The 26,489-nt window shown below is 66.5% G+C and carries 21 protein-coding genes; 14 read left to right on the top strand and 7 right to left on the bottom strand.

The window, feature by feature from the left end:
- Window positions 1–93: 93 nt before the first annotated feature.
- The 3 genes from AC1DT7_RS05180 to AC1DT7_RS05170 form a co-directional block, all read right to left on the bottom strand.
- A complete protein-coding gene (locus tag AC1DT7_RS05180) occupies window positions 94–1,572 on the bottom strand; it encodes a lipopolysaccharide biosynthesis protein (protein ID WP_478034713.1) in 1,479 nt (492 codons plus the stop codon).
- Window positions 1,572–2,708 carry a GNAT family N-acetyltransferase gene (locus tag AC1DT7_RS05175; protein ID WP_478034712.1) on the bottom strand — a complete coding sequence of 379 codons (1,137 nt, stop codon included), beginning with the start codon at window positions 2,706–2,708 and terminating at the stop codon, window positions 1,572–1,574. The genes AC1DT7_RS05180 and AC1DT7_RS05175 overlap by 1 nt, the downstream gene beginning before the upstream one ends.
- Before the next feature lie 126 nt (window positions 2,709–2,834).
- Entirely contained in the window at window positions 2,835–3,746 is a 912-nt protein-coding gene (locus AC1DT7_RS05170) for a LysR substrate-binding domain-containing protein (RefSeq protein ID WP_478034711.1), read from the bottom strand.
- 134 nt (window positions 3,747–3,880) lie between these two features.
- On the opposite strand from AC1DT7_RS05170, the gene AC1DT7_RS05165 reads away from it, so the two are divergent.
- The 4 genes from AC1DT7_RS05165 to AC1DT7_RS05150 all read left to right on the top strand — a co-directional run bounded on the left by AC1DT7_RS05165 (window position 3,881) and on the right by AC1DT7_RS05150 (window position 10,413).
- Window positions 3,881–7,087 (top strand): efflux RND transporter permease subunit, encoded by a 3,207-nt coding sequence (locus AC1DT7_RS05165; protein WP_478034710.1) that lies wholly within the window; start codon window positions 3,881–3,883, stop codon window positions 7,085–7,087.
- Window positions 7,080–8,264 carry an efflux RND transporter periplasmic adaptor subunit gene (locus AC1DT7_RS05160; protein ID WP_478034708.1) on the top strand — a complete coding sequence of 395 codons (1,185 nt, stop codon included), beginning with the start codon at window positions 7,080–7,082 and terminating at the stop codon, window positions 8,262–8,264. The genes AC1DT7_RS05165 and AC1DT7_RS05160 overlap by 8 nt, the downstream gene beginning before the upstream one ends.
- Before the next feature lie 49 nt (window positions 8,265–8,313).
- A complete protein-coding gene (locus tag AC1DT7_RS05155) occupies window positions 8,314–9,678 on the top strand; it encodes an efflux transporter outer membrane subunit (protein ID WP_478034707.1) in 1,365 nt (454 codons plus the stop codon).
- Between the two features lie 135 nt (window positions 9,679–9,813).
- Window positions 9,814–10,413 carry a hypothetical protein gene (locus AC1DT7_RS05150; protein WP_478034706.1) on the top strand — a complete coding sequence of 200 codons (600 nt, stop codon included), beginning with the start codon at window positions 9,814–9,816 and terminating at the stop codon, window positions 10,411–10,413.
- Between the two features lie 24 nt (window positions 10,414–10,437).
- Here the strand turns inward: AC1DT7_RS05150 and AC1DT7_RS05145 are convergent, their stop codons facing one another.
- Window positions 10,438–11,514, bottom strand: a complete 1,077-nt coding sequence (locus tag AC1DT7_RS05145) for an AI-2E family transporter (RefSeq protein WP_478034705.1) — start codon at window positions 11,512–11,514, stop codon at window positions 10,438–10,440.
- 150 nt (window positions 11,515–11,664) lie between these two features.
- Complete coding sequence (locus AC1DT7_RS05140) at window positions 11,665–11,892, bottom strand: hypothetical protein (RefSeq protein ID WP_478034704.1); 228 nt, start codon at window positions 11,890–11,892, stop codon at window positions 11,665–11,667.
- A gap of 237 nt (window positions 11,893–12,129) precedes the next feature.
- Here AC1DT7_RS05140 and AC1DT7_RS05135 point away from each other — a divergent pair, with 237 nt between their 5' ends.
- Together AC1DT7_RS05135 and AC1DT7_RS05130 are read left to right on the top strand one after the other, a co-directional pair.
- Window positions 12,130–14,793 carry a TonB-dependent receptor gene (locus AC1DT7_RS05135; protein ID WP_478034703.1) on the top strand — a complete coding sequence of 888 codons (2,664 nt, stop codon included), beginning with the start codon at window positions 12,130–12,132 and terminating at the stop codon, window positions 14,791–14,793.
- The gene (locus tag AC1DT7_RS05130) at window positions 14,793–15,641 is read left to right on the top strand and encodes a hypothetical protein (protein ID WP_478034702.1); all 849 of its coding nucleotides are present in this window, start codon (window positions 14,793–14,795) and stop codon (window positions 15,639–15,641) included. Before AC1DT7_RS05135 ends, AC1DT7_RS05130 begins: the two co-directional genes overlap by 1 nt.
- Window positions 15,642–15,684: 43 nt before the next feature.
- Here the strand turns inward: AC1DT7_RS05130 and AC1DT7_RS05125 are convergent, their stop codons facing one another.
- Entirely contained in the window at window positions 15,685–16,497 is an 813-nt protein-coding gene (locus tag AC1DT7_RS05125; RefSeq protein WP_478034701.1) for a DUF7847 domain-containing protein, read from the bottom strand.
- Between the two features lie 181 nt (window positions 16,498–16,678).
- On the opposite strand from AC1DT7_RS05125, the gene AC1DT7_RS05120 reads away from it, so the two are divergent.
- The 8 genes from AC1DT7_RS05120 (at window position 16,679) to AC1DT7_RS05085 (ending at window position 24,866) form a co-directional block, all read left to right on the top strand.
- Window positions 16,679–17,386 carry a DUF4129 domain-containing protein gene (locus AC1DT7_RS05120; RefSeq protein WP_478034700.1) on the top strand — a complete coding sequence of 236 codons (708 nt, stop codon included), beginning with the start codon at window positions 16,679–16,681 and terminating at the stop codon, window positions 17,384–17,386.
- Complete coding sequence (locus tag AC1DT7_RS05115; protein WP_478034698.1) at window positions 17,383–18,603, top strand: hypothetical protein; 1,221 nt, start codon at window positions 17,383–17,385, stop codon at window positions 18,601–18,603. The genes AC1DT7_RS05120 and AC1DT7_RS05115 overlap by 4 nt, the downstream gene beginning before the upstream one ends.
- Window positions 18,579–19,553: an AAA family ATPase gene (locus tag AC1DT7_RS05110; protein ID WP_478034697.1), complete on the top strand. Its 975-nt coding sequence runs from the start codon at window positions 18,579–18,581 to the stop codon at window positions 19,551–19,553. Before AC1DT7_RS05115 ends, AC1DT7_RS05110 begins: the two co-directional genes overlap by 25 nt.
- Complete coding sequence (locus tag AC1DT7_RS05105; RefSeq protein WP_478034696.1) at window positions 19,550–20,860, top strand: DUF58 domain-containing protein; 1,311 nt, start codon at window positions 19,550–19,552, stop codon at window positions 20,858–20,860. The genes AC1DT7_RS05110 and AC1DT7_RS05105 overlap by 4 nt, the downstream gene beginning before the upstream one ends.
- Window positions 20,857–21,894 (top strand): stage II sporulation protein M, encoded by a 1,038-nt coding sequence (locus tag AC1DT7_RS05100; protein ID WP_478034695.1) that lies wholly within the window; start codon window positions 20,857–20,859, stop codon window positions 21,892–21,894. Before AC1DT7_RS05105 ends, AC1DT7_RS05100 begins: the two co-directional genes overlap by 4 nt.
- Window positions 21,894–22,766 carry an RDD family protein gene (locus AC1DT7_RS05095; protein WP_478034694.1) on the top strand — a complete coding sequence of 291 codons (873 nt, stop codon included), beginning with the start codon at window positions 21,894–21,896 and terminating at the stop codon, window positions 22,764–22,766. The genes AC1DT7_RS05100 and AC1DT7_RS05095 overlap by 1 nt, the downstream gene beginning before the upstream one ends.
- An 85-nt stretch (window positions 22,767–22,851) precedes the next feature.
- A complete protein-coding gene (locus AC1DT7_RS05090) occupies window positions 22,852–24,078 on the top strand; it encodes an acetyl-CoA acetyltransferase (RefSeq protein ID WP_478034693.1) in 1,227 nt (408 codons plus the stop codon).
- On the top strand, window positions 24,075–24,866 hold the full coding sequence (locus AC1DT7_RS05085; protein WP_478034692.1) for a DUF1295 domain-containing protein: 792 nt from the start codon (window positions 24,075–24,077) through the stop codon (window positions 24,864–24,866). The genes AC1DT7_RS05090 and AC1DT7_RS05085 overlap by 4 nt, the downstream gene beginning before the upstream one ends.
- Window positions 24,867–24,990: 124 nt before the next feature.
- On the opposite strand, the gene AC1DT7_RS05080 is transcribed toward AC1DT7_RS05085, so the two are convergent.
- Complete coding sequence (locus AC1DT7_RS05080) at window positions 24,991–26,448, bottom strand: carotenoid oxygenase family protein (RefSeq protein ID WP_478034691.1); 1,458 nt, start codon at window positions 26,446–26,448, stop codon at window positions 24,991–24,993.
- Window positions 26,449–26,489: the final 41 nt, after the last annotated feature.

Below are 26,489 nucleotides of genomic sequence, written 5' to 3'. Positions count from 1 at the left end.
TCGGCGCAGGAAGCTAACAGGTGTGTTGGGGTTGTAAAGCAGCGATGACACCGGTTCGGTGACTGACCAAAATATGGCGCGCTCGTGCTCTGCTCAGGCTGGTGCCGGCCCCTGGCGCACCAGCGCCCAGGCGTCGCTCACCACGCCGCGGGCGAACAGCGCCAGCAGCCCGGCATAAGCCGCGGCGCCGACCGCAATCAGCACTGCCAGTTTCGCGGGTGCCGGCAGGACGGGTAGCGCGCCGTCCGCCAGCATCACCACGCCGGCCATCGCTACCGACGGCAATGCTCCCGGCAGCACCGCCAGAGCAAGGCCGCGCAGGTCGGCGCCGATCGCGGGGAGCGACTGGACCGCGGTGAAACCGGTTACCAGCGCCATGCCGCCGAGCCAGCTCCAGGCGAGCCCCTCGATCCCCCATTGTACGCCGATCAGGAAGGCCGAGGGCAGCATGATTCCGCCCGCGATCGAAGTGCGCAGCGAGATGCCGGGGCGCCCGATCGCATTGGTCGCGGGTGCGAACAGGATTTGAAGGGTGAGCAGCGGCATGGCGAGCGCGAGGATCGGCACGACCGCCACCGTCTCGGCCCATTTCTCGCCGAGCATGGTTTCGACCAGCGGCCCGGCCGTCACCGCCAGCCCCATATAGGCGGGCATCGCCACCAGCATGATGAGCCGCACCGTCTTCAGGAACGCATCGCGCATCACCTCGTGCTGGCCCTGGATGCGGGAATAGGCGGCGAAGGCGACTTCGTTCAGCGGCGGCACGAATTTGGTGGCGAGGATCTGGGTCAGGAACAGCGCCGTCGTATAGATGCCGAGCACATGCGGATCGAGCACGCGGCCTCCGATCATCACATCGGCCTGACTCTGCAGGAACCAGAAGAAATAGGCGAGCATCAGCGCACCGCCATAGCGGAACAGCGCGCCCGACCCGCGAAAGTCGAAGCTGGGCCACATGAGCGAGCGCGCGGCCCAGGTCATGCCGATCGCCTCGACATAGAAAAGCGCCATCGGCGCCGCGACCAGCGTCCACACGCCCATGCCCGCCATTGCGCAGCCAAGCGCGGTAGCGGCGCCCGAGATCGACGCCGCCAGCCGCACCTGCGCCGGCCGCTTGAAATCCATGCGCCGGCTGAGGATCGCATAGGGCAGCGCCATGAACGGCGTCGGTATATAGAGCAGCGCCTGGACGCGCAGCAGGTCGGCGACCTCGGCGTGGCGGTAATAGTCGGCGATCCACGGCGCCGCCGCGAACTGGGCGAGGCCGAGGCCGAGGTTCAGCAGCAGCAACATGCCGAACACCTGGCGCAGTTCGCGCCGCGATACGCTCTCCGCCCTGATCAGCGCATTGGCGATGCCATAGCCGTTCATAAGGTTGAGAAAGGCGAGCACCACCTGGGTCATGGCGAACAGACCATAATCGGTCGGATCTAGCAGGCGGATGACCATGAAGGTCGATCCCCAGGCGATCGCCTGGGCGACGATCTGGCTGCCCGATCGCCAGAGGATCGCCAGCTTCACGCGCTGGAGCAGGTCGCCCGGGCGGGAGGGCTCGATCACGTCCTGCGTCATTATTCGGCGAGCGCCATGGCGGTGGCGGCGGCGAGCACGCCTGCCGTGAGCCACGGTTCGAGCCGGGTCAGCACCGCCGCGTGGCGGATGTCCGATGCGGGCAGAAAGGCATCGCGCCCGACCGCCGATTCCTCGCCCCATTTCAGGCGGAGCACCTTCGCCGCAGTGCGGCTGCGCAAGATCAGCAGGTCGAGGATCTCAGACCCCTCGACCGCGCCCATGTCCTGCTTGTAGCCGCTGTCGCCAGCGCCAAGATCGACCGTCCTGACGCCGCGTTCCCGCGCCCATTCGAGCTGCCGCCAGGTGACGATCCGCCCCGGCCGCCCCGCGGCGAAGCGGTCGTCATAGCTGCTGGCAATGCCATATTGCGTCTGCCCGACCTGAAGATCGAACGAGAAGGCTGCCGGCCTGTTGCCGACGAACATGATCGTGGCCGACAGCGCTTCGGCGATCTTCGGGTCGCGCAGCGCGAGCCGCCAGCGGCCGCGCTGTTCCTGGGTCAGGAATTTGGTGCCGGTGCAGTCGGTGGATTTCGCCACCCAACTGTTCCACTCGATCGACCCCATCGCGGCAAAGGCAGCTTCGTCCCAGTCGGCGCCGGTGACGAATCGGAACGAGACCGGCCCGGTAAGCCCAAGCTGCTTTTCGTAATTGGCCAGCCGCCGGCGCGTCGACTTGCGTGGCCATCCGCCATCGTCGGCCGAGGCCGGGAGATCGAACAGGAATGTCCGCCCGATGCTTCGCGACAATACCGTCCAGCCGGCGCGTGCAACGGCACACTTGAGCAGCAGGGTCGCCGGATCTTCCTCATAGACCGGCCCGACCCGCCATATCGGCGTCAGGGCCGACCGGGTCGTCGGATGCCTGAAAGCCTCGGCAAGCTCGGCCTGCGTCGCGCTCCTGTCGATCAGGATCGACCGGAACGGCCAATAGCTGCCCGGCACCGTCCGCGCGCCGAGCAGGCTCGGGCCGACCGCTATCGTCGGGATGGCGGCGATCACGCTGTCGTCGGCGCGGCGCGCGATGAGGGTCGTGCCCTCCGCGTCGTCGCTTGCGTACCAGGCGGAACGCAGAAAGGCCCGCGCGCCGACCGCGCGATCGGCAAGATCGTCGAGCAGCGCGGGAAACCCGCTCACTGCCTCGATTCCCACGCGGTTTCCCGCCGCCGGGCCCTTGATCTCCTCCTGAATCACGCGCGTCCGCAAGCTCCTCAGCCAGTGCGGATAGGGTGGAAATCCTACGATAGGGTAACGTTGCGCCCGTCAGCCGGCCGCGACCGGCGGCTCGCCATGGGATTCGAGGATGGCGAGGAACTGCCGCGCCGCCGCCCCTCCCGCATTGCGCGAGCTCAGAATCCAGAGCGAGGAGATCGCCTTCTTCCCCCGAAGCGCACGGTAGGTGAGACCCGCCGGCTGGAGGGCACGAAGCGATTCGGCCAGCACCGCGATGCCTAGGCCCGCCACGACCAGACCAAACAGGGTGGATATCTCGCGCACGTCCTGCGCCAAGACCGGCTCGACCCCGGCCTCGTGCAGCATGTCGAGGAAGCTGCTGGCGAAACTACCCTTCTGTTCGCGCGAATAGAAGATCATCGGCTCGCCGTGCAGATCCTGGAAGGACAGGCTCGCCTTGCGGGCAAGATGATGCTCCGACCGCATCGCGATGAAGAGCCGTTCCTCGAGCACCCGCGTCACGACGATTCCGGGCGGGACCATGGGCGGGGTCGGGCTGCGCATGAAGCTGATGTCGATGTCGCCGCCGACCAGCGCCGCGACCTGAGCGCCCGGCGACAGTTCGAGTAGTTCGATCCGCACGTCGGGATGACGCTGGCTGAAATCGAAGATCGCGCGGGCAACGGCGGGCACAAACGGCGCCGACGGGTTGAAGCCGAGGGTGAGCTTGCCGAAGTCGCCACGCGCCGCCCGTTTCGCCACATCGACCGCATGCTCCGCCTGGGCGAGAGTCGCGCGGGCCTGGTCGAGGAAGACCCGCCCCGCCTCGGTCAGCGCGACCCGGCGGCTGCTGCGATCGAACAGGCGCACCCCGAGCAGGTCCTCGAGCGCGCGGATCTGCTGGCTGAGCGGGGGTTGCGAGACACCGAGCCGTTGTGCGGCACGGCCGAAATGCAATTCATCGGCGACGGCGACGAAGTAGCGCAGGTGGCGGAGCTCCATGATCGATATGTCTCACGTCTTGATCCGGGGTCAAATCATATTGGACGCAGGTGCAGCAAAAGCCCATTCGGCCGCCAACAAACTCAGTTGCTGCCCCTCCCCAGGGCACGGAGATCCGCCATGATCGGACCCAAATGATCGGTATCGTCAAGGTCGCGCTGACGCGGCCGCTGACCTTCATTGTAATGGCGATCCTGATCGCGATCGTCGGCGTCCTGTCGGCGGCGCGCACGCCGGTCGACATCTTCCCCGAAATCCGCGTGCCGGTGATCGCGACCGCCTGGAACTATGCGGGCCTCTCGCCCGAGGACATGGCAGGCCGGATCATCACGCCGTATGAGCGGATCCTGACCACCACGGTCAACGATATCGACCATATCGAGAGCCAGTCGCTGCCGGGCATCGGCATCGTGAAGATCTATTTCCAGCCCGGCGTCGACATCCGCACCGCCACCGCGCAGGTGACGTCGGTGTCGCAGACGGCGGTACGCCAGATGCCGACCGGCACCACGCCGCCGCTGATCCTGAACTATAATGCGTCGACCGTGCCGATCCTCCAGCTCGCGCTGTCGGGCAAAGGCCTGTCCGAAGGGCGCATGTTCGATCTTGCGCAGAACAGCATCCGCCCCTCGCTCGTCACCATTCCGGGCGCCGCCATTCCCTATCCGTCCGGCGGGCGCTCGCGCCAGATCCAGGTCGATCTCGACCCGCAGGCGCTTCAGTCGAAGGGGCTGTCGGCGCAGGACGTGACCAACGCCATCGCCGCGCAGAACCAGATCAACCCGGCCGGCTTTGTGAAGATCGGCGATTTCCAGTACACCGTCCGCCTGAACAACGCGCCGGGGACGATCGACGAGCTGAACGCGCTGCCGGTCAAGGTGGTCGATGGCGGCACCATCTATATGCGCGACGTCGCCCATGTGCGCGACGGCACCGCGCCGCAGACCAACGTCGTCCATGTCGACGGATCGAGATCGGTCCTGATGACGATCCTGAAGAACGGCGCGACCTCTACGCTCGCGATCGTGCAGGGCATCAAGGATGCGCTGCCGGGCATTCAGACGACCCTGCCCGACGCGCTGAAGGTCGTGCCGATCGGCGACCAGTCGCTGTTCGTGAAGGCAGCGATCAACGGCGTGATCAAGGAAGGCGCCATCGCCGCAGCGCTGACCAGCCTGATGATCCTGCTGTTCCTGGGATCGTGGCGGTCGACCGTCATCATCGCCATCTCGATCCCGCTCGCCATCCTGGCCGCGCTGATCGCCCTCGCCGTGACGGGTCAGACGCTCAACATCATGACGCTGGGCGGCCTGAGCCTCGCGGTCGGCATCCTGGTCGACGATGCGACGGTGACGATCGAGAACATCAACTGGCATCTGGAACAGGGCAAGGGCGTCGTTCCCGCGATCCTGGACGGTGCGGCGCAGATCGTGACGCCGGCCTTCGTCTCGCTGCTGTGCATCTGCATCGTGTTCGTGCCGATGTTCTTCCTGCCGGGCGTTGCCGGTTTCCTGTTCGTGCCGCTTGCGCTCGCGGTGGTGTTCGCGATGATCGCGTCCTTCATCCTGTCACGCACCCTGGTGCCGACCATGGCGATGTTCCTGCTGAAGCCGCACGCACCGGGCCATCTCCACGAGGCGGGCGCGCCCGGTTCCCGCAACCCGCTGGTCCGGTTCCAGCGCGGGTTCGAGGCGAGATTCGAGCGGTTCCGTACCGGATATGGCAGCCTGCTCGAACGCGCGCTCGGGTCGAGCCGGCGCTTCGTGATCGGTTTTCTCGTGGTCGTCGGGCTCTCGTTCCTGCTGGTGCCGTTCCTCGGGCAGAATTTCTTCCCCGCGGTCGATGCGGGGCAGATCACCATGCACGTCCGCGCGCCCGTCGGGTCGCGCATCGAGCAGACATCGGCTCAGTTCGACCGGATCCAGCGCCGGGTCCGCCAGATCATCCCGGCCGAAGAGCTGGTGTCGATCGTCGACAATATCGGCGTGCCGTTCAGCGGCATCAACGTGATCTACAATAACTCTGGCACGATCGGCCCGCAGGACGGCGACATCCTGATCCAGCTTTCCAAGGATCATGCGCCGACCGCCGATTATGTCCGCAAGCTGCGCGAGGCGTTGCCCAAGGCGTTCCCCGGCACGACCTTCTCCTTCCTGCCCGCCGACATCACCAGCCAGATCCTGAACTTCGGTGCGCCGGCACCGATCGACGTGCAGATCGCGGGTGGGCGCAACCAGGCGGCCAATTACGCCTATGCGCGCAGCATCCTGCGCCGGCTCCAGGCGATCCCCGGCGTGGCCGATGCCCGCATCCAGCAGAGCGCGCGCTATCCCGAGATGCGCGTCGCGGTCGATCGCAGCCGGATCAGCCAGTTCGGCCTGACCGAGCGGGACGTGACCAACGGGCTGGCCGGCGCGCTCGCCGGATCGGGCCAGACATCGCCGGTCTTCTATCTCAACCCGGAAAACGGCGTGTCCTATTCGGTCGTCGCACAGACGCCGGAATATCAGATCGGTTCGTTGAGCGACCTGCAGAACATCCCGATCACGGGCGCCGGCCATGGCGGATCGCAGGTGCTGGGCGGCATCGCGACCCTCTCGCGCGGCAATGCGGCGGCGGTCGTCTCCCATTACAATATCGCGCCGTCGATCGACATCTTCGCGACACCCAATGGCCGTGACCTCGGCGCGGTGGCAGGCGATATCAACCGCGTGCTGAAGGAGATGAAGGCGCAGGCGCCCAAGGGCGTTACCGTCACGCTGCGCGGCCAGTATCAGACGATGAACACCGCCTTTTCCGGCCTGTTCTTCGGCCTGATCGGCGCGATCCTGCTGATCTATCTGCTGATCGTGGTGAACTTCCAGAGCTGGCTCGACCCGTTCGTCATCATCACCGCCCTGCCCGGCGCGATCGCCGGTATCATCTGGATGCTGTTCATCACGGGCACCACCCTGTCGGTCCCCGCCCTGACCGGTGCGATCATGTGCATGGGCGTGGCCACCGCGAACTCGATCCTGGTCGTCAGCTTCGCCCGTGAAAGGCTGGCCGAGCATGGCGAAGCGGTGCGGGCGGCGATGGAAGCCGGCATGACCCGCTTCCGCCCGGTGCTGATGACCGCGCTGGCCATGATCATCGGCATGCTGCCGATGGCACTGGGCCTGGGCGAAGGCGGCGAGCAGAACGCACCGCTGGGCCGCGCGGTGATCGGCGGGCTGATCGTCGCGACGATCGCTACCCTGATGTTCGTGCCCGTCATCTTCAGCATCGCCCATCGCCGCGACGCGCAAAAGTCACACAAGCGTGCCGCCGCCGGCGCCACGCTGGAGGAATCGCATGCCTGACGTCCGTACCGACACCGTGGAGGCACCCCCCAAGACCAGGTTGCGGATCTTCGCCATCATCGCGGTGGCGGTTGCGCTGGCGGTCGTCGCATTCGGCATCTTCAGCCGGATGCGCGCCGAGAGCAGCCTGACGACCTGGACCGATGCGCAGGCGACGCCCGTCGTCACCGTGATCCGCGCCACCCCGGCGGAAAAGGCCGATGCGCTGACCCTGCCCGGCAGCGTCCAGGCCTATAACAGCGCCGCCATCTACGCCCGCACCACCGGCTATATCCGCCAATGGTTCGTCGATATCGGCGACCCCGTCCATGCCGGCCAGGTGCTCGCCGTGCTCGACGCGCCGGAGGTTGATCAGCAGGTCGCCGCGGCGCGCGCCGACCTTCAGACCGCCCAGGCCAATCGCGCGCTGGCGCAATCGACCGCGGCGCGCTGGAACAACCTGCTGTCCAAGGACGCCGTGTCGAAGCAGGAGACCGACGAGAAGCTCGGCGATCTCGCCGCCAAGACGGCCATCGCCAATGCGGCGAACGCCGATGTCCGCCGGCTCGGCGCGTTGCAGGGTTTCACCCGGCTGGTCGCGCCCTTTTCCGGCGTGGTGACCAGCCGATCGACCCAGATCGGCGCGCTCGTCACCGCCGGCACCGCCGCCTCGACGCCCCTGTTCACCGTCGCCGATATCGGGAAGATGCGGGTCTATGTCCGTGTGCCGCAGCCCTATTCGGGCGCGTTCCATCCGGGTCTTCACGCCTCGCTCACCGTGCCGGAATATCCGGGCCGCGATTTCGACATCCAGCTCGTGCGCAGCGCGGGCGCGGTCGACCCGCAATCGGGCACGGTGCTGATGGAATTCCAGGCGGCCAATGGCGACAAGGCGCTGAAGCCGGGCGCCTATGCCCAGGTCAAGCTGCCGCTCGGCGCCGGCAGCCCGGGCGCCGGCGTCCGCCTGCCGCCGAGCGCCATGATCATCGGCGCCAACGGCACCCAGGTCGCGGTGATCGGGCCCGACGGCAAGGCGCTGCTCAAGACCGTCACCATCGGCCGCGACAATGGCGACACTGTCGAGATCAGCGCCGGCCTGACCGCCAACGACCGGGTGATCGACAACCCGCCGGACTCGCTCCAGACCGGCGACGCGGTGCGCACGGCCAAGCCGGGGGCGACCCGTGCGGCGAGCTGACATCACAAAACCAGATCCTTCGCTGAAAGGGAGGGGCTTTATCGCCGCCATGCTCGCCACCAGCCTTTCCGCCTGTTCGCTCGCGCCGCCGGAGACGCTTCCGCCAAGCCCGGCCGCGGCCGCGTACAAGGAACTCGGACCGTGGCAGCCGATCGCCGCCAAGCCGCCCGAGACGGGCGCATGGTGGACGCTCTTCGCCGACCCGACGCTCAACGATCTCGAGGCGCGGATCGAGGCGGCGAACCCCGACCTGGCCGCTGCGGTCGCACGCTACGACCAAGCCAGGGCAGCGTTGCGCGAAACCGGCGCGCAAGCCTTGCCGAGCGTCGATGCGGGTGCGGACGCCGGGCGCTCGCGGGTTTCCGCCGGCCGGCCCTTCGGCCCGGGCAAGCCGGCGACCGCCACCGACCTGCGGATCGGCGCCTCGCTCGCCTATGAGATCGACCTGTTCGGCCGGGTGCGCAATTCGATCAGGGCAAGTGCGGCCGATGCCCGCGCCAGCGCGCAGGATCTGGCCGCCGTCAGGCTCGGCCTGCAGGCGGCGCTGGCCGACAATTATGTCCGGATGCGTGGGCTGGACGCACGCATCACTTTGCTGAAGCAGACGGTCGAGGCATTCCAGCGCGCCTATGACCTGACCGATACGCGTCATTCGGGCGGCATCGCCTCGGGCATCGACGTCAGCCGCGCCTCCGCGATCCTGTCGAGCGCCAAGGCCGAACTGTCCTCGGTCGCGGCCGACCGTGCCGCGCTGGAACATGCCGTCGCGATCCTGGTGGGCGAATCCCCGTCGAGCTTCTCGCTGCCGGTGTCGGAGGCCCAGCTTGCCCCGCCGGTAATCCCGGTCGGGGTGCCGTCCGACCTGCTCCAGCGGCGCCCGGACGTGATCGCCTCGGCCGAGCGGATCGCCGCCGCGAATGCCCGGATCGGCGTAGCGCGGGCCGCGCAATATCCGTCGCTCACGCTGGGAGGCGGCGGCGGATTCGAGGCGGGGGACAGCAGCATCTTCAGCGCGCCCAACGCCTTTTGGGCGCTCGGCCCGCTATCGGCGGCGCTCTCGATCTTCGACGGCGGCGCCCGCCGCGCGCGGGTGAAGATCAGCCGCGCGCAATATGACGAGGCTGACGCCGGCTATCGCTCGACCGTGCTGACCGCTTTCCGCGAAGTGGAGGACGACCTTGCCCGCGCGCGCTATCTGGCGACCCAGGAAACCGACCAGCAGGCGGCAACGACCGCCGCCGAGCGCACCCGCGACCTCGCCCTGATCCGCTACCGTGACGGCGCGTCCGATTATCTCGAGGTCGTGACTGCCCAGACCGCCGCGCTCGACGCGCAGCGCTCGCTGCTGGACGTGCGCACCAATCGGCTGCAGATCGCGGTGGCGACGGTGCAGGCCGTGGGCGGGGTGTATTGAGAACAGACGCAAGCATCGATCTGGATCGATCGAGCGGATTCGGCGGGTCCTGCGTGGCTGGCTCTTCCGTCGGATGGCAGATATACCATTTATCTGTATCATATGGGCGGGGGCCGGATCATGACACGACATAGAATGGCGAAATCAGCTGCCGGCCTGTCGATTTTCGCTCTTTCCGCAATGATCCTGACGGGCTTCGCCACTCCCGCACCGGCCCAGGATACGAATGATCGCGAATATCCCTCGGCCGTCTCGACGTTCGAACGCATCTGCCTCGTACCAGGCGTTGAACCCTCAGCGCGTTTGTCGGCTTTGACTTCGGACAGCAGTTGGCAGGAGGATAAGACCGTTACGGTGGACATCGCCCAGATGAGCATCTCCAGGGCGATCGAGCGCAACTACTCGTTCAACAATATATCCAACGCGCGCCAATGGTCAGGCAAGATCGACGGGCAGAACGCTCGTTTCGTGGTCGCCAGTTTCAACGGCAAGTCACGCTACCCGAATTTATGCGCTCTGGTACTGGAAGGACCGCGTAACGCGCTACCCTATTCGGACGCGCTTAAAGCAGCTTTCAAGTCCTTCGGGATCGGCGGAAAGAGCGTCGATCTGGTGCATTATTTTGAATTTGCCGGAAAAGTGGGCACGGATAAGCACCCGGTGCGCGGCGAGATATTCAGCAGATCCCTGAGCGGGTCTGCCAAACAGACTACCCATATATATGTCGCTTATTGAGCGTAGCGCGGAAAGTCCGGCGCGTCATGCCGGCTCATTCCCCTCGGCCTGATCCGGCACCTCCAGGAATTCGCGCCACAGCATCACCAGCACCGCCATGGTCGCAGGGCCGATGAACAGGCCGAGCAGGCCAAGCGTCTCGACGCCGCCAAGGATGCCGATCAGCACCCAGAGGAAAGGCAGCCGGGTCGCGCCGCCGATCAATACCGGACGGACGAAATGATCGGCGATGCCGACCACGACCAGGCCGATCACCATCACCGCCACCGCGCCGGCGACCGAGCCGAGCCCGATCAGCAGCGCGCCCGCGATCGCGAAGACAAGCGCCGCACCGAACGGGATCATCGCCGCCACCGCCGTCACCGCCCCGAGCAGCAGCGGATGCGGCACGCCCAGCACGATATAGACGATCGTCATCACCGCGCCCTCACCGATGCCGACAAGCACCAGACCGTCTATCGTCCCGCGGATCGAGCGAAGCGCCTGAACGCCGACGCGCTCCCCGGTCGGGCCGAACAGGCGATCCCCGGCGCGGCGCATCTGGGCGATGATCATGTCGCGGTCGCGCAGCAGGAAGAACAGGGTCAGCAGGGTGAAAGCGAAGACGACCAGCCGGTGAAGCACGTTGCTGCCGATCAGGCGCGTATCGGCGACCGCCTGCAATTGATGGAACTGGTGTACGGCGCCCTCGGGCGTGGCGAGGTTCACCTGCCACCAGTTGATCAACATCTCGCGTCCGACCGGAACCTTGGCCACCCAGTCGGGCAGCGGCAGGCCGTTCGCCTGCGCCTGCGTGATCCAGACCGAGACGTCATGCGCCTCCCGCGCCGCCTGGGCGATGCCGGCCGCGACCGGCACCAGCACGACGAGCGCGACCAGCAGCGTGATGGCAGCGGCCGTCCAGGTACGCCCGCCGGGGCCGGGCCACCGCGCGCGCAGCCGCATGTGCAGCGGATCGATCGCCACCGCGATCACCACTGCCCAGGCAAGAGAGGGCAGGAAGGTCCAGGCGATCCACAGGCCGAGCAGCGCGAGCAGCCCGGCCAGCGTGAGCCGGGCGATATAGGTTGCGCGGGGCGGCGCCGTTTCGGGTTGTTTCATGGGTGCGAGCTTAGCGTGGGAATGCGCGACGGGCCATTGCCGGTAACACCAGCTATGGGCACCGGCTGGAGCCTTTCAGGTCGGGTTGATTCACCTCGTCCGCCCTGAGCTTGGCCGGCCGAAGGCGAGCGACGCTCAACGGCGCCTGCTCTATCTGGCCATACCGATAGCGGCGAGGACGAGAAGCGCGGTGGCGCCGGCGACCGCCGCAACCCTTGCCGCGGTTCCAACCGGGTCCGGCGCCATCGCCGGCAGGCAGCAGGCGCTGATCTGCAACAGATGCGCCTTGCGACGCTGGAACTCGGTCTCGCCCAGCCTGCCCTGATCGCGCTGGGCGAACAGGTGCTGAAGTTCCGCGCCTATGGTCCGCCTGGGCATGGTCCTCTCCACTTCTGGTGACGAGGCAAGATACGGGCGATGGCGCCGCGCGGATGCAGAACCGGACAGTCGCGGCCAATCGCCCCATACCCCTGAGGCAAAAAAACCGTTTTCGTAACGGAAATGCCGCTATTCGGTCATGGTGCGGTAACGGAAACCCTTAAGGGCGGCGGCACGAAGATTGCCGCCAAAGCGGTGGTAACGCCGTGTCGCCGAAGAGCGCCTTAGGGGAAAATCATGAACCGCATTCGCATTGTCGCCCGGCTGGGCGCCTCGATCGCCGCCATCTGTGTCGCCGCCGCCGCACAGGCCCAGAGCACGCCGCCGGTCGATGACGGCGCGGCATCGGAGGACATCGTCGTCACCGGCCAGCGTGGCAGCCTGCAGCGCGCGATCGAGCTGAAGCGCGACGCGATCGGCGTGACCGATATCGCCAGCGCCGACGAGATCGGCCGCCTGCCCGACCGCAATGTATCCGAGGTGGTGGAGCATCTTCCCGGCGTTGGCGTCACCTATGACCAGGGTGAGGGGCGCTATGTCTCGATCCGCGGCGTGCCGTCCAACCTCAATAACTACACGCTGAACGGGATCGAAGTCGGCAACCCCGACGGGACGACCCGGTCGCTGCCGCTCGACATCATCTCCGGCCAGTTGCTCAACCGGGTCGAGGTGGCGAAGGTCAAGACCGCCGATATGGACGGCCAGGGCATCGGCGGCACGATCAACCTGGTCACGCAGACGGCATTCGACTTCAAGGACAGGTTCACGATCGCGGGCAGCGCGAAGGCCGGATACCAGGAACTCAACCACAAGGTACCGGTGCAGGCCGACCTGAGCATCGCAACCCGGTTCGGCGCCGACGAGCAGTTCGGCCTGGTGCTCGGCGCCAGCTATTCCGACCGCGACTTCGTCAGCGAAGGCTTCTACCCCGACAACTGGAAGCCGGTCGCCGGCGCCGCGCGGGGCGGCCTGCCCGACAATATCAAATATACCGAATATTCGCTCGACCGGCGCCGGATCGGCGGGACGGGCGCGTTCGACTGGCACCCGAACGACCACCAGACCTTCTACATCCGCGGGGTCTATTCGAAGTTCATCGAGGACGAGGTTCGCCCGCGCTATCGGCTCGATTTCGCAACCGCAGGGGCGCTGGGCGTCACGGATACAAGTCCGACCATCAAGGCACCGAACATCCACCTCAATCCGGACGGCCTGACCGGTTATGTGACCGACACTGATCCGCTATGCGGCAAGCCGATCGCGTGCATCGCGCCGGAACGTCGCGAGGATCTGCGGCTCGACTACAAGGCGAAATGGCTGGCCACAGGCATGGTCGGCGGCTCGACCGATCTCGGCGCACTGAAGCTCGATTATGAGGGGGCGTACAGCCGCAACGAGACGCTCGATAAATTCCCGATCTGGCAGTTCCGCTGCAACCCGGGCCGCGTGACCTTCGATTTCAGCGACAAGATCTATTCGGCCAAGCCGGATACGGAGTGCACCGCGAACCAGATGCAATTCCGCCAGTTCACCAAACAGCATCAGCTCAACACCGAAAAGATCTGGCAGGGCCGGTTCGACGCCACCTATCAGCTGGACAATCTCGGCGAGGGCAGCTTCCTGAAGGCCGGCGCGAAATATCGCGCGACCGATCGTGTTTTCGATCAGGACAATCCCACCTGGACACGCGCCTCGGCCGCCGCGAACCGCTGGACGCTCGGCCAGTATAATCTGGGCGGCCCTGCCCAATGCGTCTATCCGAACAACGCGAACACCGACCAGTGCTTCAGCAACGGCCCGACCTTCAACATTCCGGCGCTGCAGGCCTTTACCGACGCCAATCTGGGCAGCGCCCTCATGCCGCTCGATGCTGCGGCGACGCTCGCCAACAACACGCTGTCCGATTTCCGACTGACCGAGAAGGTCGCGGCGGGCTATGTGATGGCGAACCTCAAGTTCGGGGTGGTCACGGTGACGCCGGGTATCCGGTACGAGCATACCGCGCTCGATATCACCGGCTTCCAGTTGCAGAACGGCACGGCGATCAGCCCGGCTGCTCGCAGCAACAGCTATGACGATTTCCTGCCGTCGCTGGTGGTGCGGATCGAGCCGAGCAGCAAGACGGTGTTCCGCCTGGCTTATTCGACGAGCCTGGGGCGGCCGGAATACAGCAATCTTTCGCCTGGCGGGTCGATCGACACGATCAATTCGCAGGTCTCGCTCGGCAACCCCGACCTTAAACCGTACCGTGCGCAGAACCTAGATGCGACGGCCGAATGGTATTTCGCGAAAGGCGGCGTGTTGAGCGTCGGCGTATTCGCCAAGTTCATCAGGAACCCGATCTTTTCCAAGACGACGACGCTGTTCAACACGACCTATAACGGGACAGCCTATTCAAAGCTGACCTTCATTCAGCCGTTCAACGCCACCGACGGCGACATCGTCGGCATCGAAGCGCAGTATCAGCAGCAGTTCACCTTCCTGCCGGGCCTGCTTTCCGGCCTTGGCGTCCAGCTGACGGGCACGCTGACCAGTTCGACTCTGACCCTTCCCCCGCCCGACCCGCGCAGCTCGACCTTCCCGAACCAGTCCAAATATCTCTACGGCGCGGAGGTGTTCTACCAGAAGGGTCCGGTCGAAGCCTCGGTCGCCTATCATAATACCGGCAAGGCGCTGCTCGCGATCGGCAGCCCTTCGTACAACGACCAGTATAATGACGACCTGCGCCGGCTCGATGCGAAGGTGAGCGTCGGCCTGTTCGAGGGCATCCGGGTCTTTGCCGAGGCGCAGAACCTGACCGACGAAGCGACCCGGCAATATCAGGCCGGCAACCCCGACTGGGTGATCCAGAACGAACGCTATGGCCGGACCTTCTATGCCGGCGTATCGGCGAAGTTCTGATGCGCACGCTCCTCCTGCTCGCCGCCGCTTCGGCAATCGCCATCGCCCCGGCCGGTAGCGCGCAGGAGGTTGCGGCACCGGCACCCGCGGCCGTGCCCGAACTGGCCGCGGCCAAGCCGGTCGCCCGCTGGGCCGCCGAGGAAGCGCGGCAGGGCGTCGCTGCCGACGCCCGTTTCTTCTACCCGATGACCAACAACCGCATCGGCAAATACGACAAGAAGACCGGCAAGCGTGTGGCCCAGTGGGAGGGCGCGCGCGCCCTGTATCCGCACATGAATTCGTGCGTGGTGGACGGCACTCAGCTCATCTGCGCCGCTTCCAACTACCCCGCCGTACCAATGTCGAGCGCAGTCGAGATCTTCGACACGGTCACCCTGAAGCATGTCCGCAGCATCGCCTTGCCGCCCCTGCCCGGCTCGCTCACCTGGATCGAGCGGCGTGGGAAGGACTGGTATGCCGGCCTGGCCAATTATCCGGCAGACCATGGCGGCGAGCCGGGGCACGACCATCGCTGGACCCTGCTCGTCAGGCTCGATGCCGAATTCCGACCGACCGCTTCGTGGCATTTCCCGGAGAGCGTGCTGGCGCGCTTCGATCCGATGAGCTGTTCGGGCGGCTCATGGGGCGATGACGGGCTGCTCTACGTCACCGGGCACGACCGGCCGGAGCTTTATGCGATGCGCCTGCCCGAGGCGGGCACGGTGCTGGAGCATGTCGCGACCATCCCGCTGCCGACCGGTGGGCAGGCGATTGCCTGGGACCGTTCGACAGCGCGTACCCTGTGGTCGCTCGACCGGAAGACACGCAATGTCGTGGCGAGCCGGATTCCGCCGGTCCCATCGCGCTGATCCGCAAAATGGCCCGCCGCCCCAAGACGGCGGGACCTTCGTATCAGGCGAAGATTTCGGTCAGGGCCTCAGTGGCGGGCCCGTCCTTCCAGTCGCGCAACTCGATATAGAGCGAGGTCTGGATCGTCGTGACGATCGCGGTGACGAGGGTGGTGAGAACCAGGCTCACGAGCAGGAAGGCGAGGGGCAGTCCGCCCTGCAGCGCGTCGGCAAAGCCCTGCACACCATAGATGCTGACCAATAAGGTGCTGCTGATCCCGCCGAATATCAGATAGATCACGATGATGATGAGCCCGAGGCCGAAAATCTTCCAGCGCGCGCCGCTGGTGAGGTAGCGGCTGCGGCCAAAGGCATCGATCACGCCGATCTTCTCCTCCACCAATGCGGGCGCCGCGACGGCCCACATCAGATACAGGATAATGCCCGGGACGATCAGCAGCGCAAATCCAAGAAACAGGCCGAGGCCAAGCAATATACCCAGCACAAACAAGGGGAAGGCCGCGCGCAAGCCGGTAAGAGCCGCTTCGCCGATGCTCGCCTTGCGACCTTCGGCATAGGCGGCAGTCGCACGGACCAGCGCCCCCTGGGTGAGCATCGAGAAGATGACGGTAAGCAGCGCCGACACGACTCCGACGGTTGCGAACAGGGCAACCGAGATGGTGCCGCTGGCGAGATTCTGCTGCGAGTAGCCGAGCCCTCGCGCGATATAATTCATGATTAAGCTTGGAAGTGCGGTAAACAGCAAGGAGATGCCGAAAACCGTAACCGGATTGCTGCCCATCGTTTCGAACGCGCGGCTGAAGATTCGCCCGATCGAAACGGCGCGGCCACCCGCCTCACCGATGCTTGTCGCCATGATGTCAGTCCCTGCTGATAGACGGTCGTGCCCCGACGCATCGCCGCGACGCGGGAGACTGACGATCACGGCATGGGCTGTAAAGCACGAAAAAAAGGCCGAATTGGACATATATCCGTGATTGCACGGCGGCCCACAATGGCTAGTCTCGGCAAGAGGCGAATTGCAACCGGGGGAACATGTGAGCGGTGGTAATTCGCAGGAGGCGGCGGCCGCCGCCGAGCGCTTCGCCGCCGCGCATCGTGCCCTGAAGGCCGACCCGGCGACTCAGTTCACCTTGCCGCCGGCACCGCCACCACCCGAGCCCCCGGCATGGCTGAAGGCCTTTGGCGAATGGCTGGTCGAGGTGCTCCGCCCGGTCGGACGCTTCTTCAGCTGGCTCAGCAGCTTCATGCCCGACGCGCCCTATGCGCGGATCTTCCTGTGGACGGTGATCGCGATCGCCGCCGCAGCGCTGATCTGGATGGCCTATCAGCGAATCCGATATGGCGAGTGGCGGCTGCCGCGCCGCCGCTCTTCACGCGGCACGCCCACCGACATGGTCGAGGAACCGGCCTGGGCGCCCGAAGCCGCCCCGGCGCGCGCCTGGCTGAACGAGGCGGATGCCCTGGCCGCGCAGGGCCGGTTTGCCGAGGCGATCCACCATCTGCTGGTCAGGTCGGTCGAGGATATCGCCCGTCGGCGACCACGCCTGGTCAGGCCGGCGCTCACCAGCCGCGAACTCGCCGCGTCCGACGCCATACCGCCATCGGCCCGCGACCTGTTCGCCGGCATCGCGCGGCTCGTCGAGAAGAGCCTGTTCGGCGGCCGCCCGGTCGATGCGCGGGACTGGGAGACGGCGCGCACCGCCTATGCCGATTTCGCCCTGCCCGGGACATGGCACATATGAGCGACATCGCCATCAGGCCGAAGGGTGCCGGCGGGGAAGGCGTGTTCCGGGCTCGGACGGTGGTGCTGATCCTGGTGATCGGCATCCTCGGCTTTATCGGTACGCTGGTCCTCGGCGCCTATGCCCCCGATCTCCGGTCGGGCCGCAACGGCGGCGGGCACGCGCTATCGACCTCGGCAACCGGGTTCAGCGGCCTTGTCCGCCTGGCAGAGGCGACCGGGCGTGATCCGCAGGTGACGCGCGACGTGCATCTGCTCGACGCCGAAGATCTCACGGTGCTGACGCCGGAGGCCGGCACCACCGATCTGTCCCCGGTCCTCAGCCAGCGCAGCGGCAAGGTGACGCTGATCGTCCTGCCGAAATGGCAGACCGAGGCCGACCCGAACCGGACCGGCTGGGTGCGCCAGCGCGGGCTGAAAGGGGCCGATGACCCGGAAGGCGTCCTGGCGCCGGCCGACAAGCTGAAGGTCACCCGACACCGGAGCGGCGGCCGGCCGCTGGTCACCTCGCCCGATCTTCCGCGGACCATCCGCTTCGCCGCGCCGCGCGCCCTCCAGACGATCACGGCCACCACCGGCCTCGAGCCGCTGATCACCGACCAGCAGGGCCGCGTGGTGCTTGCCAAGCTGCCGAACCGGCCCTGGTATGTGCTCGCCGATCCCGACCTGTTGTCGAACATGGGCATGGCCGATGCGCATCAGGCCGCATCGGCCCTCGCGCTGCTCGATTGGCTCAACTCGAACGACGCGACCTCGATCTATTTCGACGTGACGCTCAACGGCTTTGGTCGTTCGCCGAGCCCGCTCAAGCTCGCCTTCGAACCGCCTTTCCTGGCGATGACGCTGGCGGTGGCGATCACGATCCTGCTTGCAGCGTGGCAGGGCGCAGTGCGTTTCGGCGCCCCCCGGCGGCGCGAGCGGGCGATCGCCTTCGGCAAGGCGGCGCTGATCGACAATGCCGCCGCGCTGGTGCGCAAGGCGGGCAGGTACGCGATGCTCGGCAACCGTTATGCCGAGATGACCCGCGAACGGGCCGCCACGATCTTCGGCGTGCCGGCGCATCTGCGCGACGAGGCGCTCGACGCGCATCTCGACGCGCTCGGGCGGCGCGCGCGCTTCGCCGATCTGGTCCAGGCGGCGCGGGATGCGCGAGACCGGCATTCAGTCCTTTCCGCGGCGCAGGCGCTGCACCAATGGTTGTGGGAGAAGAACAGGTGACGACAGACGAGGTGCGCGCACTCGCCGAGGCGATCCGCGCGGAAATCGGCAAGGCCGTGGTCGGCCAGGAGGCGAGCGTCGAGCTGATGCTCGTCGCGCTGTTCTCCGGCGGGCATATCCTGCTCGAAGGGCCTCCGGGCACGGCGAAGACGTTGCTGGCACGGAGCTTCGCAGAGGTGGTCGGGCTCGATTTCGGGCGGATCCAGTTCACGCCCGACCTGATGCCCGGCGACATCATCGGCGCGAACCTGTTCAATTTCCAGACATCGACCTTCACGCTGACGCGCGGGCCGATCTTCACCGACCTGCTGCTGGCGGACGAGATCAACCGCGCGCCGCCAAAGACCCAGGCAGCGCTACTCGAGGCGATGCAGGAACGCACTGTGACGGTGGACGGCGAGAGCCTGGCGCTGGGCAGCCGCTTCATGGTCGTGGCGACGCAGAATCCGATCGAGCAGCAGGGCGTCTATCCGCTGCCCGAGGCGCAGCTCGACCGATTCCTGTTCAAGCAGACGGTCGATTATCCTTCGGCCGAGGAGGAGCGGCGCATCGTCGCGACGCATGGTGCGCACCAGTCGATGACACCGACCGAATGGGGCGTCGAGAAACGCGCCGATTCGGCGACGATCGATGCGGCCGTTACAGCCGTTGCCGCAATCAAGCTGGTCGACGAGGTGATCGATTACATCACCGCGCTGATTCGGGCGACCCGCGACGTGGCCGACCTGGAAAGCGGTGCAAGCCCGCGGGCCGGCGCCATGCTGGCGGGTGCGGCGCGGGCCCGGGCGGCGCTGGACGGCCGTGACTTCGTGCTGCCCGACGATGTGAAGGCGCTGGCGCCTGCCCTGTTGCGCCATCGCCTGATCCTGTCGCCGGCGGCCGAGATCGACGGACGGTCGATCGAGGACGTGCTCCACGGCATCATCGAGGCGATCGAGGCCCCCCGTTGATCTATCCGACCCGCACGGCAGTGATCGCGGCGGCGGCGGGTGCGCCCGTCGCGCTGATGATTGCCGTGCTCCTGCCGGGGCGCTGGTATGCCGGGCTCGCCTGGCCGGTCGCGGTGCTGCTGCTGACCGTGATCGACGCCTTTTCCGGCGCGAGGAAAGGATCCGCCCAGCTTGCGCCGATCCCGAGCGTCTGCGTGGGCGCGACGGTGGAGGCGGCGATCAGCGTCACCCTGAGCGACGGTGCCGCGCCCCAACTGGCGGAGATCGCGGTCGCGACCGATCCGCTGGTGACCGTCGAGGATGACGGGCGATTGTGGATCGCGCTCCAGGAGGGGAAAGGCGCCGCCTTGCTGCCGCTGACGGCGGTGCGGCGCGGGCTGGGGCGGATCGACCGGCTGTGGCTGCGCTGGCGCGGGCCGCTCGGCCTTGCGTGGAAGCAGCGCGAGGTGCGGGTGGAGGCGACCTTCCCGATCCTGCCCGATATCCGCCCGGTGCGGGAACGCGGCGCCCAGATCTTCCAGCGGCATGCGCTGCAGGGCCTGATTGCGCAGATCGACCGCGGCGACGGCGCCGATTTCGACGCACTGGTCGAGTTCCGGTCCGGCATGGACCGGCGCGCGATCGACTGGAAACAATCGGCGCGGCACATGAAGCTGCACGCCAAGGAATATCGCACCGAGCGCAACAACCAGATCGTCTTCGCGATCGATGCCGGGCGCCAGATGACCGAGCCGGTCGCGGGCCTGCCTCGGGTCGATCGGGCGGTATCGGCAATGCTGCTGACGGCCTGGGTTGCGCTCAAGCTCGGCGACCGGATCGCGCTTCACGCCTTCGATTCACGGCCGCGCATCGCCAGCGGCCTGATTTCGGGCACGGCGGCGTTCGCCAATCTCCAGCGGCTGGCGGCGGGGATCGACTATAGCGGCGAGGAGACCAACTACACTTTCGCCCTGACCACGCTGGCGACGCAGCTGACGCGGCGGTCGATGATCGTGCTGTTCACCGAATTCACCGACCTGACCACCGCCGAATTCCTGGTGCGCGCCGCGGCCCGCATCGTGAAGACGCATCTGCTGCTGATCGTCGTGCTGCGCGACGAAGAGGTCGAGACGATCGCCGACCGTGAACCGGAGAGCGCGGACGACGTGACGCGCGCCGTGACGGCCGCCGCGCTGCTCAAGGACCGGCGGATCGTGATGACGCGACTGCGCCATCTCGGCATCCACCTGATCGAGAGCGAGCATGACCGGGTCAGCGAGCGGCTGGTCGAAGGCTATGTCGATCTCAAGCGGAGGAACCTGTTGTGACGTCGCCAGAGATCAGTCGGGCCACGGGCCGGACATCGGCCTTCGTCGACGCACAGCCGGTGCTGGTCAATGCCAGCCGATTCCGCAAGGTGCATGTCGCGGACTGGGAACGGCTCGACCAGTTGGTGACGCGGTGCGAGAAACGATCGGTCCGGGCGCTGTCCGACGACGATCTGCTCGCGCTGCCCCTGCTCTACCGATCGACGCTGTCGACCCTGTCGGTCGCGCGCGAGACCTCGCTCGACCGGTCGCTGGTCACCTATCTCGAACAGCTTTGCGCGCGGGCCTATTTCCAGATCTACGGCGTGCCGTCGTCGGCGCTGCGCCAGCTCGGCCAGTTCTTTTCGCATGGCTGGCCCGAGGCGGTTCAGTCCCTCTGGCGCGAGACGTTGGTCGCGCTGTTGCTGACCATTGCCGGCGCCGTGGTCGGTTATCTGCTCGTCGTGCATGACCCGACATGGTTTTACGGCATCGTCGGCGGCGACATGGCAGGCGGACGCGATCCGACCGCATCAGCGGCATCACTGAAAGCGACGCTCTACGACAACAAGGAAGAACTGCTCGCGGCCTTCGCGACCTTCCTGTTCACGCATAACGCCCAGATCGCGATCTTCTCCTTCGCGCTCGGTTTCGCCTTTGCGGTGCCGACCGCGATGCTGATCCTGTATAACGGCCTGATGCTCGGCGCGATGATGGCGGTGTTCGCGACCAAGGGCCTTGGCTTCGAATTCGCGGGCTGGCTCACGATCCATGGCACGACGGAGATGTTCGCCATCATCCTGTCGGGCGCGGCGGGTTTCCGCATCGGGACCGCCATCGCCTTTCCCGGCCGGCTGTCGCGAGGCGATTCCGTCGTCGTCGCGGGACGCGCCGGTGCGGTCGCGATGGGCGGGGCGGTGATCATGCTGGCGATCGCCGGCCTGCTCGAAGGCATTGGGCGCCAGACGGTGACGGGCGATATCACGCGTTATGCGATCGGCCTGGCGATGCTCGCCGGCTGGCTCGTCTACTTCTACCTGCCGAGGCGCCACTGATGCGCTGGCCGTTCCGCAAGGGCCCGCGCGCGCCCAAATCGCTCCGTCGCACTTTCGTGACGCCGGAGGGCGTCGACCTTCAGCTCGAGCTGGGCGGCGCGGGGGTGCGTGCCGCCGCCTTCATGCTCGACGGGATGGCGATCATCATCGTGCTGATCCTCGCCACCATCCTTATCGGACTGCTGTTCGCGGCGAGCAGGTCGAGCCTCTTCGGCATCCTGTGGCTGATCGGGTTCTTCATCCTGCGCAACGGCTGGTTCGCCTTGTTCGAAATGGGCGGACGCGGCGCGACGCCTGGCAAGCGGCTGATGGGCCTGCGGGTGGTGGCGCGTGACGGCGCCCGATTGACCGGCGGCGCAGTGCTGGCGCGCAACGCCATGCGCGAGATCGAGGTGTTCCTGCCGCTGTCCTTCCTGGGAATGCAATCGTCGCAGGGCCAGGCGGATGCGTTCCTGGTGCTGTTCTCCCTGAGCTGGAGCTGCATCTTCCTGTTCTTCCCGCTGTTCAACCGAGATCGGCTGCGCGCCGGGGACCTGATCGCCGGCACCTGGGTCGTCCGCACCGTCAGCAGTACGCTCGGCGACGATCTGGGCGCCGAGGTATCGCGGCAGCGCCGCACCTTCAGCGAGGCGGCGCTCGGCCTGTATGGCGTGTATGAGCTCCAGACGCTGGAGGATGTGCTGCGCGGTGGGCGTGACGATGCGATCGCGACGGTCGCGGCGACGATCCGGCGCAAGGCGGACATTCCCGACGACGGCGACGATTACCGGTTCCTGTCCGATTATTATGCCGCGCTGTGCGGCAGGCTCGAACGCGGGCTGATGGTCGGCCAGCGCCGCGCCGACAAATTCGGGGCTGCCCGCACGGGGTAAACGCCAAATTGCCAAGCGTCGCCAAACGCGCGACACTCAGGGTCGGGCTGACGGAGAACAGCCGGGGAAAAGCGGGAGAGTGGGCTTGGTCTATATCCTTGGCGGGTGGCAAAGCGACTTTGCGCGCAACTGGAGTCGCGAAGGGATCGACATTGCCGATGCCTTTGCCGAAACGGTGCGGTATGGCCTGGACGCCGCCGTGCTCGACGCGGAGGAAATCGAGACGGGCCATGTTGGAAACTTTACCGCCGAGCTCTTTGCCGGACAGGGCCTGCTCGGCGGGTTCTTCGGGCTGGTCGATCCCGCCTGGGACGGGCTGCCGACCGCTCGGCATGAGGCAGCCTGTGCGTCGGGCAGCGTCGCCGTGCTGGCCGCGACGGCCGAGATCGAGGCGGGGCGATATGACCTGGCCTGTGTCGTCGGGGTCGAGCAGATGCGCAACGTGCCCGGCCGGACGGCCGCGCAGCATCTGGGCGCCGCAGCGTGGAACGGGCACGAATTCGCCGATGCCGAGTTCGTCTGGCCGCGCGCCTTTTCCGATCTCGCCGAGGAATATGAGCGACGGCACGGGCTGAAATACGAACATCTGATGCGGATCGCCGAGATCAATTTCGGCAATGCGAAGCGCAATCCCAATGCGCAGACGCGCGGCCATGTCTTCACCCCAGCGCATTTCACCGCCGACGACGACGCCAACCCGGTGGTCGAGGGCCGCACCCGGAAGATGGATTGCGGACAGGTGACCGACGGCGCGGCGGTGCTGTTCCTTGCCTCGCCCGAGCGCGCCGCCGACTATGCCCGCAAGCGCGGCGTGCCGCTGGAGAGCCTGGCGCGGATCAGCGGCTGGGGGCATCGCTCGGCCCCGATCTCCTATGCGGCCAAGGTTCGGGCGAGCGAGGGCGAGCCCTATGTCTTCCCGCAGGTCCGCCGCGCGATCCTGGATGCGCGGACACGGGCCGGCGTGGATCTGGCGGCGATCGATGCTGTCGAGACGCATGACTGCTTCACCGCGACCGAATATATGGCGATCGATCATCTCGGCCTGACCGGGCCGGGCGAGTCCTGGCGGGCGATCGAGGACGGATCGATCGAGATCGGGGGGCGGATGCCGGTCAACCCATCGGGCGGGCTGATCGGGCTTGGCCATCCGGTGGGAGCGACAGGGGTGCGGATGCTGCTCGATGCGTCGAAACAGGTGACGGGTATGGCAGGCGACTATCAGGTGGAGGGCGCGCGGCGGATGCAGACGCTGAATATCGGCGGATCGACGACGACGACGGTCAGCTTCGTCGTCGAGCGCGACGTGGCATGACCGTGGTCACCGTCCTCGCCACCAATGCGACCTTGCTGGTCGCGCTGTTCCTGCTGTTGTGGCTGATATGCCTGAAGACGCGCGACGTGACGCCGATCGACAGCGTCTGGGCCCTCGGCATGGTATTTCTCGGCGCGGCGAGTTTCCTCCACACCAATGGTGATCCGACACGCAAGGCGATGTTGCTCGGGCTGTGCGCGGTGTGGGGCGTGCGGCTTGGCCTGTATCTGCTCTGGCGCTGGCGGAAGCATGGGCCCGACCGGCGATATGGCAAGATGTTCGCTATGGTCGAGGAGGCCAAGGGCTGGGGTTTCGCCCGAGCCTCGCTGCTGCTGGTGTTCGCGACACAGGCGCCCTTGCTGTTCATCGTCTGCCTGCCGGTGCAGCTCGGCCAGATCGATGCCGGGCCGCCGGTCGGCCTGCTCGGCGTGGCCGGCGCGGGCGTCGCGATTGCCGGCATCCTGTTCGAAAGCATCGGGGACTGGCAGCTGGTGCGGTTCCGCCGCGACCCGGCCAATGCAGGCAAGGTGCTGGAGACCGGGCTGTGGCGCTATACGCGGCACCCCAATTATTTCGGCGACGCGCTGACGTGGTGGGGCCTGTATCTGATCGCAGCCGAGAGCTGGTCGGGAATGTGGGCGCTACCGGGGCCGGTGCTGCTGACCTGGACCCTGATACGCTGGTCGGGCGTGCCGACGATCGAGGGCCGGTTGAAGCGCAAGCGGGCGGGCTATCAGGAGTATGTGCGGCGGACCTCGGGGTTCGTGCCGTGGTGGCCGAAGGCGTAGCCGCCGCCCAAACCGTCATGCCGGACTTGTTCCGGCATCCATTGTGCAACAAGCACCGTCTTCGCGAGTGGAGAGATGGACCCCGGAACAAGTCCGGGGTGACGCGGTACGTGTGGTGCAAGTTCTACCGCAGCTGCGCCCGCTCCGCCCAATGCGCATGGGTGCCGCTGCAGATCTTATGCGGTAGCGCGATGCGGCAGACCGGGCCGTCTTCGAACCTCTTGCAGTCTATCAGCACGCATTCGGACGTGCCGCGATTCTCGTCGATGATGAAGCTGACGAGATAGCCGTCATCCTCGTCGATCGCGCCTGTCCGCGGCGCGAAGGGTGCTTCGCTGGCGTAGCGGCCGTCCTCCAGCATCAGCTCCCAGGACTCGCCAGTGTCGAGGTCGTGCTTCACGAAGCCGTTGAAGAGGAACCAGCCGGGCTTTGACGTGGTCGAGTAGATGTAGCGATGCTTCCGCCCCGCAACGCGCTGGTTGATCATGCCGAATTCGAGGATTCGGCCGTCCAGCCGCTCCTCCCGGGTCGTGCCGTCGGCGAGGTTGAAACGCCAGCGGTGGAGCTTGGGGCGAAAGCTGTGCTCGTCGACATAGGCCATGAGGTGCCCATAGCCATCGGCATTCTCCAGTGGCGCCGGCGTCGGGTCCTCCTGGAAATAGCCGTCCATCACCACCTCGTCGCCTTCCTCATAGGCGTTGAGGAAGTGGAGGACATAGGTCGGTTCGGCTTCGAACCAGCGGATCTCGTCGGGTCCGCCATGGCGCGGGATCAGGGCGAAACGGGCGGGTACGCCCTCGTGCAGCCGGGCGGCGTGGATGTCGCGCTTGAGCAGTTCGGCATCCCAGAACACCGGCAGGTCGTTCACGATCGACCAATTCTCGCTGAAGGTCATGTCGTGCGGCAGGCGCGGACCGGGCAGCGGCACCGGGATATAATGCGTCAGCTTCCCGTCCCGATCGACCACGCCATAATGCATGAAGGGCGCGTGCTTCGAATAGTTGAAGAACATCAGCTCGCCGGTGCGGTCGTCCACCTTGGGGTGTGCCGAGACGCCGTCGATCGGCACCCAGGGCGCCATGCCGTGCTGTTCGAGCGTCTCGGGGTCGAGCACATAGCCTTCCCCACATTGGTAGAAGGTCGAGATAGCCTTGCCGGCATGGACGATGATGTCGGTGCTGCTGCTGTCCTTGAGCGATCCGTGCGCACCATAGCCGGGACGGAGCGAGGTACCGGCGCGATCCGCCAGCCCGCCCCAGAGCGATCCGCCTGCCTCCTGTTCGGCCTGGAAGCAGCGGGTGCGGACGAAACGATTGCGATAGGAGGCGGTGCCGTTCCGGAAATCGATCTGGTGGATCATGCCGTCGCCGTCGAACGGATGATAGCGGCCGAGCGGCTGATGAAGCTGGTTCTCGGTGTTACGCAGATAGATGCCGTCGATATCGGTCGGGATCGCGCCCTCGATCACCTCCAGGTCGATCGCGGTCACTTCCTCATGCAGCGGCGTCCACGCCCCGTTGAGATAGGGATGGTTGCTTGGATGCAGCGAACCTTTCACGGGCGCGCGGTCGATGATCTGCATGGCGGTTCCTCTCCACGGCACCTGACGGATGCAGTCTAGCG

The sequence above is a fragment of the Sphingomonas sp. P3_C6 genome (assembly GCF_056402595.1).
The sequence above is the reverse complement of the archived record's forward strand: the minus strand, read 5'-3'. Positions and strand labels throughout refer to the sequence as shown.

What these genes read in the sequence shown, in the direction of transcription:
- AC1DT7_RS05180 (WP_478034713.1), bottom strand. Translation starts at nt 1,572, where the DNA reads ATGACGCAGGACGTGATCGAGCCCTCCCGCCCGGGCGACCTGCTCCAG.
- AC1DT7_RS05125 (WP_478034701.1), bottom strand. Translation starts at nt 16,497, where the DNA reads ATGGCGACAAGCATCGGTGAGGCGGGTGGCCGCGCCGTTTCGATCGGG.
- AC1DT7_RS05130 (WP_478034702.1), top strand. Translation starts at nt 14,793, where the DNA reads ATGCGCACGCTCCTCCTGCTCGCCGCCGCTTCGGCAATCGCCATCGCC.
- AC1DT7_RS05165 (WP_478034710.1), top strand. Translation starts at nt 3,881, where the DNA reads ATGATCGGTATCGTCAAGGTCGCGCTGACGCGGCCGCTGACCTTCATT.
- AC1DT7_RS05140 (WP_478034704.1), bottom strand. Translation starts at nt 11,892, where the DNA reads ATGCCCAGGCGGACCATAGGCGCGGAACTTCAGCACCTGTTCGCCCAG.
- AC1DT7_RS05150 (WP_478034706.1), top strand. Translation starts at nt 9,814, where the DNA reads ATGGCGAAATCAGCTGCCGGCCTGTCGATTTTCGCTCTTTCCGCAATG.
- AC1DT7_RS05080 (WP_478034691.1), bottom strand. Translation starts at nt 26,448, where the DNA reads ATGCAGATCATCGACCGCGCGCCCGTGAAAGGTTCGCTGCATCCAAGC.
- AC1DT7_RS05170 (WP_478034711.1), bottom strand. Translation starts at nt 3,746, where the DNA reads ATGGAGCTCCGCCACCTGCGCTACTTCGTCGCCGTCGCCGATGAATTG.
- AC1DT7_RS05085 (WP_478034692.1), top strand. Translation starts at nt 24,075, where the DNA reads ATGACCGTGGTCACCGTCCTCGCCACCAATGCGACCTTGCTGGTCGCG.
- AC1DT7_RS05115 (WP_478034698.1), top strand. Translation starts at nt 17,383, where the DNA reads ATGAGCGACATCGCCATCAGGCCGAAGGGTGCCGGCGGGGAAGGCGTG.
- AC1DT7_RS05160 (WP_478034708.1), top strand. Translation starts at nt 7,080, where the DNA reads ATGCCTGACGTCCGTACCGACACCGTGGAGGCACCCCCCAAGACCAGG.
- AC1DT7_RS05145 (WP_478034705.1), bottom strand. Translation starts at nt 11,514, where the DNA reads ATGAAACAACCCGAAACGGCGCCGCCCCGCGCAACCTATATCGCCCGG.
- AC1DT7_RS05095 (WP_478034694.1), top strand. Translation starts at nt 21,894, where the DNA reads ATGCGCTGGCCGTTCCGCAAGGGCCCGCGCGCGCCCAAATCGCTCCGT.
- AC1DT7_RS05135 (WP_478034703.1), top strand. Translation starts at nt 12,130, where the DNA reads ATGAACCGCATTCGCATTGTCGCCCGGCTGGGCGCCTCGATCGCCGCC.
- AC1DT7_RS05110 (WP_478034697.1), top strand. Translation starts at nt 18,579, where the DNA reads ATGGTTGTGGGAGAAGAACAGGTGACGACAGACGAGGTGCGCGCACTC.
- AC1DT7_RS05155 (WP_478034707.1), top strand. Translation starts at nt 8,314, where the DNA reads ATGCTCGCCACCAGCCTTTCCGCCTGTTCGCTCGCGCCGCCGGAGACG.